Origin of the sequence: Photobacterium swingsii (assembly GCF_024346715.1) — a bacterium.
In the GTDB taxonomy this organism is placed as follows: domain Bacteria; phylum Pseudomonadota; class Gammaproteobacteria; order Enterobacterales; family Vibrionaceae; genus Photobacterium; species Photobacterium swingsii.
In genome coordinates this window covers 3,703,410-3,718,200 of sequence record NZ_AP024852.1, presented here as the reverse complement: position 1 = coordinate 3,718,200, position 14,791 = coordinate 3,703,410, and the positions used below count along the sequence as shown (strand labels likewise).

The following is a 14,791-nucleotide window of genomic DNA, read 5'->3' as shown; positions in this document are numbered from 1 at the left end:
GCCATGATGACTTACTCCGAATTAAAACGTCTATACCAAATTATCGAAGTGAAGCTTCGTTATGGTCTCGACGATTTTTTACCCGATGACCCGCGCGTAAAATTACCGAAACTGGCTCGAAAATCCCTTTTTTGGGTTAAGAATCAGCATGCGGATAAACCCTTGGGTGAGCGCTTACGCTTGGCGTTGCAAGAACTAGGTCCGGTGTGGATTAAGCTGGGTCAGATGATGTCGACCCGTCGTGATTTGTTTCCACCGCATATCGCCGATCAGCTTGCATTACTGCAAGACCAAGTAGAACCCTTTGATGGTCGCTTGGCAAAGCAGCACATGGAAGAATCTTTGGGTGGACCATTAGAGCAATGGTTTGACGACTTCGATGAGGTGCCATTGGCATCGGCGTCTATTGCCCAAGTGCATACAGCTGTGTTGAAGGAAAATGGTCGCGAAGTCGTACTTAAGGTGATTCGCCCAGATATCCTGCCAGTGATCCAAGCAGATATTAAACTGATGTACCGCATGGCGGGCATAGTGTCTAATATCCTGCCTGAAGCACGTCGCTTGCGTCCGACTGAGGTGGTGCGTGAGTACGAGAAGACCTTGCTCGATGAACTGAATTTGATGCGTGAAGCGGCCAACAGTATTCAGCTGCGCCGTAACTTCGATGACAGCGAGATGCTGTATGTGCCAGAAATGTTCACCGATTACAGTAGCGAGCGATTACTTGTCATGGAGCGCATCTATGGTATCCAAGTCTCGGATATTGATGCGCTGAAAGCGAATGGCACTGATCTTAAGTTACTGTCAGAAAATGCAGTCACAGTCTTCTTTACCCAAGTATTTCGTGATAGCTTCTTTCATGCTGACATGCACCCAGGGAATATTTTTGTGTCGTACGAACGACCGGAAAACCCGCAGTGGATCGCATTAGATTGCGGGATTGTTGGCACACTTAACCGTGAAGATAAGCGTTATTTGGCCGAAAACTTACTGGCCTTTTTCCACCGAGATTACCGTAAAGTGGCGGAATTACATGTGGATTCAGGGTGGGTACCGCCAGATACGAATGTTGATGAATTTGAAGTTGCGATTCGAACCGTATGTGAGCCTATTTTTGAGAAGCCTATTTGTGAAATCTCATTTGGTCACGTACTGCTGAATTTATTTAATACCGCGCGTCGATTTAATATGGAAGTGCAGCCACAGCTCGTCTTGCTGCAGAAAACACTGCTGTATGTTGAAGGACTCGGTCGACAGCTGTACCCACAATTAGATCTGTGGGATACCGCTAAGCCTTTCCTTGAAGATTGGATGTCGCGTCAAGTTGGCCCGCAAGCCATCGTGGAAGCTGTAAAGAGTAAAGCACCATTTTGGGCTGAAAAATTACCCGAATTACCTGAATTACTTTACGACAGTTTGCGCCAAGGCAAAGCGATGAATCAGCGAATGGATAAACTCTATGACAATTTCATGGAGAGCCGTCGCAATCAAGGCCAAGCAAGATTCCATTTTGGCATTGGTGCAACTTTGGTTGTATGTTCTGCCATACTTTTTAGTAATCATGTTGAAACCTATCCGGCAGTCTCTGCTGCAATGGGCGTCACGTTTTGGTTACTAGGGTGGCGAGCTTGCCGCAAATAGCGGTGAGAGTACGTTGCAATATTAACTTTACGGTTTTAACCACAAAGAGCTGAGGTATAACAAGCATGGGTGGTATCAGTATTTGGCAATTATTAATCATTGCACTGATCATTGTTCTTTTATTCGGAACCAAGAAACTTCGTACACTGGGTGGTGATTTAGGCTCAGCGGTGAAGGGTTTCAAAAAAGCGATCGGCGATGACGAGCAAGCTGCTGCTAAGAAAGACAACGATGCTGATTTCGATCAGAAGCAACTGTCTGAAAAAGAAGGCGAGCAAGTTCAACCTGGCCAGAAAGACCAAAAAGACAAAGAGCAGGTTTAATACGTGTTTGATATCGGGTTCTGGGAGTTAATACTAATCTCCGTTGTGGGGTTAGTCGTACTGGGGCCGGAGCGTCTGCCAGTCGCGATTCGTTCTGTTTCGCGTTGGGTAGGTGCTGCTCGTAATATGGCAAATTCGGTCAAAGATGAATTGTCTCAAGAATTAAAGATTCAAGAGCTGCAAGAAAATCTAAAAAAAGCCGAGCAAATGGGGATGCAGGACTTATCGCCTGAACTGCGTGATTCTGTTGATGAGCTTAAAAAAGCCGCATCAGATGTGCAGCGTCCTTATGCCGAGAAAAAAAGCGAGCAATCCTCAGCCACGACTTCTCAAAAGCAGGAGTAGATTAGATCACTATGTCGACAGTCGAAGAGACGCAACCTCTCTTTAGCCATTTGCTAGAGTTGCGAAACAGACTATTGCGTTCGCTACTGAGTGTGCTGGTGGTATTTCTGGGTTTAGTGTGGTTCGCCAACGACATCTATGCTTTCTTGTCGGCGCCTTTGGTAGAAAAACTACCTGAAGGTGCCAGCATGATTGCCACAGATGTGGCGTCCCCCTTCTTTACTCCGATAAAACTTACCTTAGTCGCCTCGGTGTTTGTTGCTGTGCCTATGATTTTGTACCAAGTATGGGGCTTTATTGCGCCTGGCTTGTACAAGCATGAGCGTAAGCTGATCATGCCATTATTGTTCTCAAGTTCACTGCTGTTTTATTCAGGAGTGGCGTTTGCGTACTTTGTGGTATTTCCTTTGGTGTTTGGTTTCTTTACCAGCATTGCGCCTGAAGGGGTGCAAGTGGCAACGGACATCGCCAGTTATCTCGACTTTATCCTCGCTCTATTTATGGCATTTGGGATTGCGTTTGAGGTACCTGTTGCGATTATTTTGCTTTGTTGGACAGGAGCAACCGATCCAGAGAGCTTACGCCAAAAACGACCGTATATTATTGTAGCGGCGTTTGTTGTGGGTATGATGCTGACACCACCAGACATTATTTCGCAAACACTGCTCGCAGTGCCGATGTGTATTTTGTTTGAGGTCGGTTTATTCTTCGCGCGCTTTTATGTCCGTAAGGATGATGAAGCGGAAGAAGAGTGATAATAGCGACAGTGAAAAAACCGGCTTTGTAGGCCGGTTTTTTGTTTTTAAGGAAGCAAAAAGCAATGATAGATATTGGGGTAAACCTGACCAATACGCGGTTTGATAAAGATCGTGATGCCGTCATTACGCGTGCGCAAGAGGCTGGTGTAACCGGCTTGATATTAACGGGCACCAGTATTGAAGAAAGCCAACAAGCATGGCAAATGGCCACCCAGTGGCCGAACTATTGTTTCAGCACCGCAGGTGTCCATCCCCACGATGCCAAGTCGGTTGATGACTTAACCTTACCTGCGATTCGCGCATTAGCGACCAAAGCCGAAGTGGTGGCGATTGGTGAGTGTGGGCTGGATTTCAACCGTGATTTTTCACCGCGTCCCCAACAAGAAGCGGTGTTTGAAGCGCAACTTGCGCTTGCGGCAGAATTGAACATGCCTGTTTTTATGCACTGTCGCGATGCTCATCAGCGCTTTATTGACATTCTGACCCCTTGGCGCGATAAATTACCTGCTGCGGTACTGCATTGCTTTACGGGAAGCGAGCAAGAGCTTAAAGCTTGCCTTGAACTGGATCTTCATATTGGTATTACTGGTTGGGTATGCGATGAACGCCGTGGTACCGAGTTACGTGAAATTGTGCACCATATTCCCGATGATCGTTTAATGATTGAAACCGATTGCCCGTATTTATTGCCACGAGACTATCGACCAAAACCGAAGTCGAGCCGTAACGAACCTAAATTCTTACCGCACATTGCCACTGTGATAGCCCAGTGCCGAGGTCAGCAAGCTGCTGATGTAATGATGAATTCTCGTGCTACAACCCAAGCATTTTTTGCGATCGATCCATGCTAAATTTATCGACAGTGGTATTATCGAACTAGATTGCGAATCAACCTATACAAGGAGTAGGCCGTGTCTGTATCTATTCAGGGCGCGTTTCCAGCACGCCGTATGCGCAGAATGCGTAAACATGACTTTAGCCGTCGTTTAATGGCTGAAAACCAGATCTCAGTAAACGATCTGATTTACCCTATGTTTGTTCTTATGGGTAAAAATCGTCGTGAAACGGTAGAGTCGATGCCAGGTATTGAGCGTCTATCGATTGATCTGATGCTGCAAGAAGCTGAGTACTTAGCGAAATTGGGTGTTCCTGCAATTGCCTTATTCCCCGTTGTTTCTCAAGACTTTAAGAGTGTGTGTGCGGGCGAAGCCTATAACCCAGAAGGTTTGGTCCAGCGCGCTGTGCGTCTGCTAAAAGAGCATGTGCCAGAGATGGGCGTGATCACTGATGTGGCGTTAGACCCCTTCACGATCCATGGCCAAGACGGCATCATTGATGAAGACGGCTACGTGATCAATGACGTTACGACTGAAATCTTGATCAAACAAGCCTTGTCACACGCAGAAGCTGGCGCGGATGTTGTTGCGCCATCAGATATGATGGATGGCCGCATTGGCGCTATTCGTGAAGCGTTGGAAGACGCGGGTTATATTCATACCCAAATCATGGCGTACTCTGCGAAATATGCATCGAACTATTACGGTCCGTTCCGTGATGCTGTTGGTTCGTCAGGCAACCTAAAAGGTGGCGATAAGAAAACCTACCAAATGGATCCTGCCAACACAGATGAAGCCTTGCACGAAGTGGCAATGGACATCAACGAAGGTGCGGACATGGTCATGGTGAAGCCGGGTATGCCATACCTAGACGTGGTTCGCCGTGTGAAAACCGAACTGAAAGTGCCGACGTATGCGTACCAAGTGTCAGGCGAATATGCGATGCACATGGCGGCTATTCAAAATGGCTGGCTTAAAGAGCGCGAAACCGTGATGGAATCGTTAGTGTGCTTTAAGCGCGCAGGTGCGGATGGCATCCTGACTTACTTTGCGAAGAATGTTGCCGAGTGGTTAGCCGAAGACGCTGCTGCTCGCCATGCTGATGCGCAAGCTGTAAGCGCAGAAGAATAAGCATGATATTGCGACCAGCTTATTAGCCGGCGGCATGGTAATACTCACGAGCGGTAAGTGTTCTTATCGCTCGTTTTTTATGGCTTGACGTTACGGTTGATTGGATTTTGCAGCGAGATCAAGGTCTCGGTCGACTGTACTTCATCAATCGCTTGCAGCTTATCAATCAATACGTGCTGTAGCTCCTCAATTGATTTACACATCAATTTCACGAAGATGTTATACGCCCCTGTGGTGTAATAGGCTTCCACGACCTCATCAAGCTCGTTCAGTTTTGCTAGCGCAGAATGGTAATCACGGGCTGCATTTAAATTAATGCCAATAAAACAACAGACATCGTAGCCCAGTAATTTGGGATTAACGATCACTTCTGTGCCTGTGATAATGGCGGCAGCACGCATTTTTTCCACCCTAACATGCACGGTAGCTGGGCTAACATTGAAACGTTTAGCCATTTCAGCGTATGGTGTACGGGCATCTGTCATTAAGGCGTCTAAGATATCGCGGTCAAGGTCATCTATCCGTGGTAATGGGGTCATCGTTATTTACCCTCCCTTGGTTTATACCGGTGCGTGCATCTTTTATACTGGCGTCGGTTAGGGTGTGATTGAAAAACATACCAAGGCATTCTGCGATAATGCGCGTGCAAAGGCTACTGTAAAAATACTTGGGCAATGAATTAAAGGATCACTGGCAATCTTATGCGTTTTCTTCTCTTATTACTTCTTCCAGTGACATTTTCTGCATTTGCTATTCCCCAAAAAACATTGGTTATTCACTCCTATCATCAAGGGTTACGTTGGACGGATTCTATTCAGGCCGGATTAGAGGTCGCCACTAATGCAGATAATGTTTCATTTAGCATTAGCTATATGGACAGTAAGCGTTATCAATCGCCCTCTTACCTCAATGAGTTACTCGATGTTTATCGCACGAAATTAACCAAAGAAAAGTACGATGCCATTGTGGTCTCGGATGATCATGCACTGTGGTTAGTGAATCAGCTTGGTGAGTTTGTGGGTGATACTCCTGTGGTGTTTGGCGGTATTAATAGCTACACCACAGATAAAAATAACCGGCTGGAACGTGTTGCTGGAGTGGTGGAAGTTTCACGCGCGGTGGAAAACATTAAGCTCGCAAAGACTTTGCAACCTGATCTAAAGAAGCTGTATTTGCTGGCTGATCGCAGCTATACCGGGCAAGAGTTGTGGCGCACGGTGGAAAAGTACCAAAGTGCTAATTCGGCCCTCGATGTTGAATTGATCCGCCCTCCGTATTACAGCTTTGATGACATGTTAGCCTTCACCGAAACCCTACCACCTGACTCTGCGATTGTATTGTTGCTGTATTTCAAAGATGGTGACGGTGAGTTTCGCTCTAGCCATACTTTCATCAAACAGCTGACTGAACGCTCTGCGGTGCCTGTGTATGTAATGTATAACTTTATGCTGCAGTATGGGGCGACAGGTGGGGTCGTCACCAGTGGCTATGATCTCGGTACCATGATGGGCAAGCTATTAGTGAATGTACTCAATGATGACATTGCCCAGTACCCTGTGGTGCTTTCTAGTCCCAGTCAGCTCATGCTGAATTATCCGATGCTAGAAAAGTGGGGCATCAATGTTGAAAATGACCAAGCCCTTTTGGTTAATCGGCCACAAAGCTGGTTTGAACGCCACAAGAAAGAGCTGAAAACCATGCTGTTCACCATTTTGGTGATGGGACCTGTGATTATCTTATTGGCCTTGATGATCCGTCGTCAGCAAAAAAGTGAGCGTCAGCTACAGCAAAGCCAGGCACTGTTTGAAGGGGTGTTTGATCAGAGTTTTCAGTACATTGCCATTTTAGAGTCGCACGGCAGTTTAGTGTCGGCAAATTTAGCGCTGCAGCATTTACTTGGCCGCAGCGTGATTAAGTATGATCGCCCGTTATGGCGTTGGTGTTGTTGGGATCAAGAAGGTGCGCTGCAACTGAGCCAAGCCTTTCTGTTGGCACAAAGCGACCAAATGTCCCGCTTTACTGCTGAGCTGCAAAGCAGTGATGGTGACCGCTTGATATTGGACATTACCATCAAGAGTATGCCGTCTAATGAGGCGGAGTCGGGCCAAATGCTCTTAGAGGCGCGAGACATTACCGCCCGTAGTCAAATGGAAGAAAAACTCCGTGACCGTGAGGTGAGTTATAGCCTGCTGTATGAGCAACAACCGGTTATTTTATTGACCATCGACAGTCAGGCGCGTATTCAATCGGTCAATCAGTTTGCCGCCGATCTGTTGGGGTACGATAAACGCCAGCTCCTCGGGCATAAGGTGACGGATTTTTATTTCGAAGACAGCGCTGGGCCGCAGCAGTTTATGGCGTCGGCGGCTCAAGAAAACGACCAGAAAGTGTGGCGTCGTCAGCTGCAATATCGCTGTGCCAATGGCAATACGGTATGGATTCGAGAAACCATTCGGCCTGCTCAGTCGAAAAAGCAGTTATTGATCGTGGGTGAAGATATTACGTCAACCCATCAACTTGAGGCTAAGTTGGAATATCAGGCGCGCCATGATTACCTCACCGATTTATTTAACCGTTCATATTTCGAACAGCAATTAGAACATGTCTTGCTAGAAGCGAGCGATAAAGGTGCCCGTCATGCCATGTTCTACATTGATTTAGACCAGTTTAAAGTGATCAATGATACCGCAGGGCATGAGGCTGGGGATGAAGCACTCAAGCAAGTGGCTTTGATGCTGCAAAGTATCACCCCGAGCAAAGCCACCTTAGCGCGACTTGGCGGCGACGAATTTGCAGTGATTTTGCGTCATTGCGATGCGCATGATGCCGTGGCGTTTGGCAAAGAAATCTTACTGCTACTCGATGAAGCGGAGTTTTATTGGCAAAACACTCGTTTCAGCTTTAGTTGTTCGATTGGGGTGCGGTTGATCGATGAAACCGCAGGTTCGCCGCAGCAAGTGCACGCGCAGGCTGATACCGCCTGCTATGCCGCTAAAGATGAAGGGCGTAACCGCTTACACCTTTACCACCCTGATGATGAAGAGCTCAAGCGCCGCGAGTTGGAAATGGAGTACGTGAACCATATTCGCGATGCGTTGGTTGAAAAACGGTTAGAGCTACATGCGCAACAAATATCGCCTCTAAATGGTGGCGCTGGTAAGCACCACTACGAGATTTTGGTACGGATGCGTAACCAAGATGGTTCGATGGTTTCCCCTGGGTTATTTATTCCCGCTGCGGAGCGTTATAACTTGGCGCACTTGATTGATCGCTATGTGGTACAAGAAGCCATTTCATGGTTACAAGCGAACCCGAAAGCGATTGAGCAGTTAGAAATGTGTGCGATTAACTTGTCAGGGCAATCAATGGGGAACCGCGATTTTGTTGAGTTTCTGATTGCGCTGATCCGCGACTCAGGGATCCCAACCGAGAAGCTCTGCTTAGAAATTACTGAAACGGCTGCTATTGGTAATATGAGCGAAGCTATCCAGCTCTTTACCCAATTAAAGTCGTTAGGCTGCTTAATTTCATTGGATGACTTTGGTTCAGGCTTGTCGTCGTTCGGTTATTTGAAACGTATGCCGGTCGACATTATTAAGATCGATGGCATGTTTGTTCGTGACATTGCAGAAGATGACATGGACTTTGCGATGGTAAAAGCCATCAATGAGTTAGCGAAGAAAATGGGCAAGAAAACCGTTGCTGAATTTGTTGAGAGTGACGCGATTTTAACTAAGCTACAAGCGCTTGGTGTCGATTACGCGCAGGGCTACTTGTTTGGGAAACCGCAACCATTGGCGAAACTGGTGGCGGAGTTGAGCCAAGACCAAGATGCAGTGGTATAATCCCGCCCCTTATTCTGATTAGCCGCATTTACCGGAGTATTTTGTGCAATTAGCTTTAATCTGTGAAGCCCCACAACGTCAGGGCGAGCTAGACCAATTAGCGCAACGCTGGGGCCTTAGCCATACTGATAGCAGCGAGTTTGCGTTAGTACTTACTGAAGAGCGTTTAGAGCTGCGTAAGCTCGACGAACCTAAGCTGGGTGCTGTGTATGTTGACCTCGCTGGTGGTGCTGCTTCTCACCGTCGTAAATTCGGTGGTGGTCGTGGTCAAGCAATTGCCAAGGCCGTTGGCCTGAAAGGCGGCGTGATGCCGAAGGTACTGGATGGTACCGCCGGGCTAGGCCGTGATGCTTTTGTATTGGCAAGCCTTGGCTGCAAAGTACAGATGGTAGAGCGTCACCCTGTTGTTGCTGCATTGCTAGACGACGGATTAACGCGCGCCAAACAAGATGCTGAGATAGGTGGCTGGGTCAGCGAACGCTTGAGCTTGCTACACGCGTCCAGCCAGCAAGCCTTGCTTGATTTAGCTGATAACGCTGATTTTGAAGCGCCAGATGTGGTGTATCTTGATCCTATGTACCCACATAAAAAGAAATCGGCTTTGGTGAAAAAAGAGATGCGGGTGTTCCAATCTTTGGTTGGAGCGGATTTGGATGCGGATGGACTATTAACACCTGCGCTGGCGTTAGCAACCAAGCGAGTGGTAGTGAAACGTCCAGACTATGCTGAATTTTTAGATTTGGTGAAACCCTCTACCGCGATCGAAACCAAAAAGAATCGCTTTGATGTGTATGTAAAAGCGGCAATGAAATAAACCTCGGGTCTGATTATGAGGAGTGGTTGCTACCACTAGAGTGAGCCTAGTCTTACTGGTATAACCGTAGACAAGGAAGAAATAAGCCGATAACACATCACGAGACAATCATGAACCGCACGCAGATGCTGGTGTTGTCTTCGGCTAGTCAGTCGTTTTTGCTTGGAGAGTAGTCAATGGCAAAATCATTATGTAAGTACCGTCGTGTCGAAATTGCAGACAAGATTGCCATTATTAGCAAAATTGTCAGTGAGCCCAATTATATGTGTTCGAGCTGTGCGCGTGTTGCCAGCGAAAAAGTGTATCTGTGTAAGCCGAGTGCACTCGTTTCTCAAGCCCGCCTAGCCAAGGTCCAGCCTGCATCGAGTATGAGCACTATCGTGCCAGAAATGACAGCGTTAACGGAGCCTGAGCCTCAATCTGACGGCGATTTGGGTAAGAAGGTAACAAAGCTAGCCAAGAAAAAGGCCAAACGGTTAAAACAAGCGGCAAAGGCGGTAAAACGTTACAACCAAGCCGTGAAAAAAGCGCAGAAAAAAGAAGTGGCTGACGCACAATAGCTAGTTAGGCTTGATGATGAATAACCAATAAAAAAGCCTCCGGTAGTGGAGGCTTTTTTATGTCTGAATCACGCTTCTTTTACAAGAACCGCTGTCATCACACATGTGATCACTGAAACAATGATGCCTGAAACAAGTAGCCACGCAAACATATCCATTTCGGTTATCCATTTGTTAGCGAGAAGAAGCACTATTGAATAACGTTTACAAAATGCTATCAATGGTGTGGATATAAGATGAAATGACTATTAACAATTGGATACAATTATATGAATTAAGCAACATATGTTATTGGTTTTAGGTATAAAAAAAGCACTCCGAAGAGTGCTTTATGTTATTTGCTAATAGTTTTAGATTTTAGCAGGAAGTGCCAATGTGAGTGCTTGGCGAGATACAGATGCAGCACCTTGATCATCATTGAGCTTTTCGAGCACTTTGACTAAGTGCGCGTAGTCTGTCACGTCAGGACGGATCGCAATGGCTTGCTCAAAGTGATTCTTTGCTTCTTCCCATTTTTCATCACGCATTAACAGTTGTGCCAGCGCGCTGTGCGTCACTGGGTTATTGCTGTCGTAACGCAGTAAATCTTGCAAGCGAACAATCGCAGGGTGGTTATCTGGCAGATTCAGCTCAGCCACTAAACCGATTAAGGTATCGTTGCTTTGCTTTTTCAGTGAATCACGCAGAACAGTATAGGCTTCACTATCTGCTTTTTTGATGATCATCTGGCGAACGAAGCAAGCGATTAATTCAGGGCGTTGCTTATCTTTACGGCTGAGACCGTTCCAGTGGCCCATCAGGCCATCACTGCCACTGTGTTGAGCTATATGCTCCATCAAACCACACTCGGCTTTCTGAGCCAGTTGAGTGGCTTCTTCAGTGGTGATCACTTGCTGTTTTTCAAGTTGCGGTAGCAGTGCCAGAAGCGGTTTCCAGTCTTCAAGCTGGATATAGCACTCTTTGAGCAGGCTCAGCATGATAGGGTTACGGCCATGGTTTTGCTTAATATCGCAAAGGGTCGCGAGTGCTTGCTCAAATTCTTTTTGGCGCAGCTGTAGTTTGGCACGCGTTAGCGCAACAGCGAGGTTCTGGCCATCAAGATCAGAAGCTAAACGTAGGTAATCATCACGTTGACTGGTATCCCCCTGACCTTGAGCGGCTTCTGCAGCGGCCAAGTAGTTCAGCAAAGGGGTGTCGCTGTGCTTAGCGGCTTTAACCACTAACTTTTCAGCTTGCTTCCAGTCACCTTCGATCACTTTCATCAAGCCATTGGCGGTTAATGTCCGTGCTTTACGCGCCTTACGGCCTGCAAACCAGCCGCGGGTTGAGCTGCTTAATGAAAATAGACGCTTTAAGATATTCTCGATAAGGAAGAACAGCCCCAGTAATACCACCACGCATAAAATCAGGGTGGTGACACTCATTTCGATGGTTTGATTCGCCGCTGAAATCAAGACATAGCCTTGATTACCTGCCAGCATAGGGCCAACCACGACACCAGCAATCAGCGCCGCTACCAGTAGTAACAGTTTGATCATGCTGGATTCTCCTCAGTGCTGATTGGTTTTACTTGATTGCGAAGGCGCTCACTGATCAAATCGGTGATGAGCGGCTGAGACTGCAAGCGTGTTGGGTAGCTAGCTTCAATGCCTTCACCTGCAAGCTGATCCAGCGTCTTAATGAAGCTTTGCGTTTCAGGTGCATCTTGGTTGTAGAATTGCTGCGCCCAGTCTTTCGCCATGGTTAATGATTTGCTGTATAGCTCACCTTCTTCGCGATAAACCGCTTTAATCGCTGTTTCTAGCTTCGACTTGATGTTTTCTTGTAAGTAGAAGTCTTGCTTAGGCGAAAGCAGAGGGATCACGCTGCCATCACGTTTACGGTAGGTAATGAAATGATCGCTGAAGTTCTGTAGCGATGTCATTAGGTTGGTTTTCCAGTCGTCAACTGAAGTACTGACAGTGGTTTCTTCCACTGCTTCGGCTTCAGGCATGATAGCGTTAGCCAATGGCAGCTTAGCGACTTGTTCTTGCAGGCTGGTTAAGCGAAGCACTAAGCCATCACGGTCGATACGTGCCACGGATTTTAGGGCAGTAATATCGGTGTTCATTGCTTTACGCACTGGCGTTAGGCTTGGATCGTTCAGTTCTGCAATGCGGTTATCGGCGGATTCTAGTAGAACCGTTGCACTCACCACATCATGTTCTAACCATAACTTACGACCCGCCATTTTGACGAGGTAGTCGGCTTCCGCCAGCAGCCAGTCGTTTGGACGGCGACCTTTCATTTCTGCTAGTGCTAACTGTAAACCCTGGATGGATTTCTCTTGTTGGGTTATTGACACATCAGTGCCGTGAAGACTTTGTTCTACTTTGCCTAAGGTTTCTTGTTGGCTCGCCGCCAGCGTCGCCTTCATGCTGGTCAGTTGCTGTTGTAGCGCTGCCATTTGAGCATTTTGGGTCTGGGTTTGTTGGTGGCCGTGGTAGTAAAGGCCTGCACCCAGTGCGATCACTAGGGCAATGGCAATGGCCCCTGTTTTGCTGCCGCTTTTTTTCTCGGCAGGTGCTGGTGCGGGTTTATCAGCAGCAGGCGCAGATTTTGGCGTAGTGTTAGCGGTTTTTTTCTCAGCTTCTTTTTGTGCTGAAGTTTGTGGCTTGCCGGTGTTAGCGCTAGCTTGTCCTTGCTTATTGGTTGGCTTCGCATCTGCTGCGCCATTTTCTGCAGGGGTGTCGTTATTGGTTTTTTTATCAGTCATCCGATTATCCCATCGTGCCTATTCTTGCTTAGGAACGTGAAGAGCGCGTGATTTGCCGCGCTACCCACGGTGGAAAAATGTGTAAAACCAAGCTGCTGAGCTTGGTCTGCAATCCGTTGGCTTGGTACATAAAGCTGGCATTGATAAAACCAAGCCTGTTGGTTTTGCGGTATTGCGGCGCATAAATGCGAAAGTTGCTCACCGCTGGTCACAACTAACGCTGTTACATCGTGTGATTGCCACTGCTGACAAAGTTGCTCCCCATTTAAAGGTAGCAAGCATCGTTGGTAACATTCACAATAACTTACTTGTGCGCCACGTTCGCTAAGTGCTTGATGAATGAGCTCGCGTCCCCCGTTGCCGCGTAAAATTAAGATACGGCGTTGGTCTACGTGGGCTAATTCAGGTAGTGCAAGTAAGCCTTCACTATCACATTGGTGCTGAGGTTGCTGTACTGCTTGTCCTGTTGCTTGACGCAAGGCCGCCGCAGTTTTATGACCAACGGCTATATAATGCACGTTTTTTGGCCAGCTAGCACAGTGTGAAAGTAAGTAATTGTGAGCTAAATTCACTGCATGAACACTGACGGCAATCAGAAAATCATTTGGTTGCAGTAAATTTAGTTGCGAAATGAGGGTTGGCAGGTCATGGCCTGCCTGAATTTTTAGAAGCGGTTGGGTAATGGCTTTGATACCCGCAGCATTCAGTTGCTGAGCTAATTGCTCACCATCGGGTGATGGGCGGGTGATCAATATGGTCATTACGCGTTGCCGTATAATTCATCTAGGATGGCTTTGGCACCGTCAGCCAATAATTGGTCTGCCAGTTCAACGCCCAGCTTTTCAGCATCTGCCGCTGCACCTTTGATTTCGCCACTGACGATCTTGCTACCGTCGGGTTCACCAACCAGTGCACGCAGCCAGATTTGGTCACCATCAAGTAATGAGTAGCTGCCGATAGGCACTTGGCAACCACCTTGTAGGCGGTTGTTCATCGCACGCTCACATAAAACGCGCGTTGCTGTTTCTTGGTGATTCAGTGCTGCCAGTAAACCGCGGACGCGATCATCATCCAAACGACACTCGATACCGACTGCGCCTTGACCGACAGCGGGTAGGCTGACTTCAGGTTCAATCGCACAACGAATGCGGTCTTCCATTTTTAGGCGAATAAGACCAGCACAGGCCAGAATAATGGCATCGTATTGGCCTTCATCTAATTTACGTAGGCGTGTATTCACGTTGCCACGTAAATCTTTTACGATTAAATCAGGGCGATTGGCACGGAGTTGGCATTGACGGCGCAGACTAGATGTTCCCACGATAGCGCCTTCAGGCAGCTCATCAATGTTGTTGTAGGTATTCGATACAAAGGCGTCGCGTGGGTCTTCGCGCTCACAAATCGTGACCAGACCTAGGCCTTCAGGGAATTCTACTGGGACATCTTTCATGGAGTGAACGGCAATATCAGCGCGGTCTTCCAGCATCGCCACTTCTAACTCTTTCACGAAGAGGCCTTTACCACCGACCTTTGCAAGTGGGGTATCAAGAATGATATCGCCCTTAGTGACCATAGGTACTAATTCTACCGTTAAGCCAGGGTGCGCTTGTTCGAGTTCGGCTTTTACAAATTCGGCTTGCCACATAGCGAGTGGACTCTTGCGCGTAGCAATGCGGATTGGTTTATCGGTCATAGAATAGGATCCATAAAAAGGCGTTATTTTCGCTAATCGTACCACTCCTGTCGCGCGATGGTAATGAACAACTAGTCAGGAATGCATCGA

At 47.4% G+C, this 14,791-nt stretch carries 14 protein-coding genes; 9 read left to right on the top strand and 5 right to left on the bottom strand.

Annotated elements, in window-relative coordinates; all coding sequences use genetic code 11:
- Positions 1 to 6: 6 nt before the first annotated feature.
- From ubiB to hemB, 6 genes are all read left to right on the top strand, one after another.
- Entirely contained in the window at positions 7 to 1,641 is a 1,635-nt protein-coding gene (ubiB, locus tag OCU77_RS16905) for a ubiquinone biosynthesis regulatory protein kinase UbiB (protein WP_048900051.1), read from the top strand.
- Between the two features lie 65 nt (positions 1,642 to 1,706).
- Positions 1,707 to 1,964 carry a Sec-independent protein translocase subunit TatA gene (gene tatA, locus OCU77_RS16900; protein WP_048899983.1) on the top strand — a complete coding sequence of 86 codons (258 nt, stop codon included), beginning with the start codon at positions 1,707 to 1,709 and terminating at the stop codon, positions 1,962 to 1,964.
- Positions 1,965 to 1,967: 3 nt separating this feature from the next.
- Entirely contained in the window at positions 1,968 to 2,309 is a 342-nt protein-coding gene (gene tatB, locus OCU77_RS16895) for a Sec-independent protein translocase protein TatB (RefSeq protein WP_048899984.1), read from the top strand.
- Between the two features lie 11 nt (positions 2,310 to 2,320).
- On the top strand, positions 2,321 to 3,064 hold the full coding sequence (gene tatC / locus OCU77_RS16890; protein ID WP_048899985.1) for a Sec-independent protein translocase subunit TatC: 744 nt from the start codon (positions 2,321 to 2,323) through the stop codon (positions 3,062 to 3,064).
- Positions 3,065 to 3,129: 65 nt separating this feature from the next.
- Positions 3,130 to 3,918, top strand: a complete 789-nt coding sequence (tatD, locus tag OCU77_RS16885) for a 3'-5' ssDNA/RNA exonuclease TatD (protein ID WP_048899986.1) — start codon at positions 3,130 to 3,132, stop codon at positions 3,916 to 3,918.
- 60 nt (positions 3,919 to 3,978) lie between these two features.
- The gene (gene hemB / locus OCU77_RS16880; RefSeq protein WP_048899987.1) at positions 3,979 to 5,034 is read left to right on the top strand and encodes a porphobilinogen synthase; all 1,056 of its coding nucleotides are present in this window, start codon (positions 3,979 to 3,981) and stop codon (positions 5,032 to 5,034) included.
- A 77-nt stretch (positions 5,035 to 5,111) separates the two neighbouring features.
- Here hemB and asnC read toward each other — a convergent pair whose 3' ends face one another.
- Entirely contained in the window at positions 5,112 to 5,573 is a 462-nt protein-coding gene (gene asnC / locus OCU77_RS16875; RefSeq protein ID WP_048899988.1) for a transcriptional regulator AsnC, read from the bottom strand.
- 162 nt (positions 5,574 to 5,735) lie between these two features.
- On the opposite strand from asnC, the gene OCU77_RS16870 reads away from it, so the two are divergent.
- From OCU77_RS16870 to OCU77_RS16860, 3 genes are all read left to right on the top strand, one after another.
- A complete protein-coding gene (locus OCU77_RS16870) occupies positions 5,736 to 8,879 on the top strand; it encodes an ABC transporter substrate binding protein (protein WP_107303096.1) in 3,144 nt (1,047 codons plus the stop codon).
- Positions 8,880 to 8,922: 43 nt separating this feature from the next.
- Complete coding sequence (locus OCU77_RS16865; protein ID WP_107303097.1) at positions 8,923 to 9,693, top strand: class I SAM-dependent methyltransferase; 771 nt, start codon at positions 8,923 to 8,925, stop codon at positions 9,691 to 9,693.
- 176 nt (positions 9,694 to 9,869) lie between these two features.
- A complete protein-coding gene (locus tag OCU77_RS16860; RefSeq protein WP_048899989.1) occupies positions 9,870 to 10,253 on the top strand; it encodes a hypothetical protein in 384 nt (127 codons plus the stop codon).
- Positions 10,254 to 10,603: 350 nt separating this feature from the next.
- Here the strand turns inward: OCU77_RS16860 and OCU77_RS16855 are convergent, their stop codons facing one another.
- Genes OCU77_RS16855 through hemC form a run of 4 tightly spaced genes read right to left on the bottom strand, consistent with a single transcriptional unit; the run spans position 10,604 to position 14,701 of the window.
- The gene (locus tag OCU77_RS16855; RefSeq protein ID WP_048899990.1) at positions 10,604 to 11,791 is read right to left on the bottom strand and encodes a heme biosynthesis protein HemY; all 1,188 of its coding nucleotides are present in this window, start codon (positions 11,789 to 11,791) and stop codon (positions 10,604 to 10,606) included.
- On the bottom strand, positions 11,788 to 13,008 hold the full coding sequence (hemX, locus tag OCU77_RS16850; RefSeq protein WP_107303098.1) for a uroporphyrinogen-III C-methyltransferase: 1,221 nt from the start codon (positions 13,006 to 13,008) through the stop codon (positions 11,788 to 11,790). The genes OCU77_RS16855 and hemX overlap by 4 nt, the downstream gene beginning before the upstream one ends.
- Positions 13,005 to 13,769 carry a uroporphyrinogen-III synthase gene (locus OCU77_RS16845; RefSeq protein WP_048899991.1) on the bottom strand — a complete coding sequence of 255 codons (765 nt, stop codon included), beginning with the start codon at positions 13,767 to 13,769 and terminating at the stop codon, positions 13,005 to 13,007. Before OCU77_RS16845 ends, hemX begins: the two co-directional genes overlap by 4 nt.
- Positions 13,769 to 14,701 carry a hydroxymethylbilane synthase gene (gene hemC / locus OCU77_RS16840; RefSeq protein ID WP_048899992.1) on the bottom strand — a complete coding sequence of 311 codons (933 nt, stop codon included), beginning with the start codon at positions 14,699 to 14,701 and terminating at the stop codon, positions 13,769 to 13,771. Before hemC ends, OCU77_RS16845 begins: the two co-directional genes overlap by 1 nt.
- Between the last annotated feature and the right edge of the window lie 90 nt (positions 14,702 to 14,791).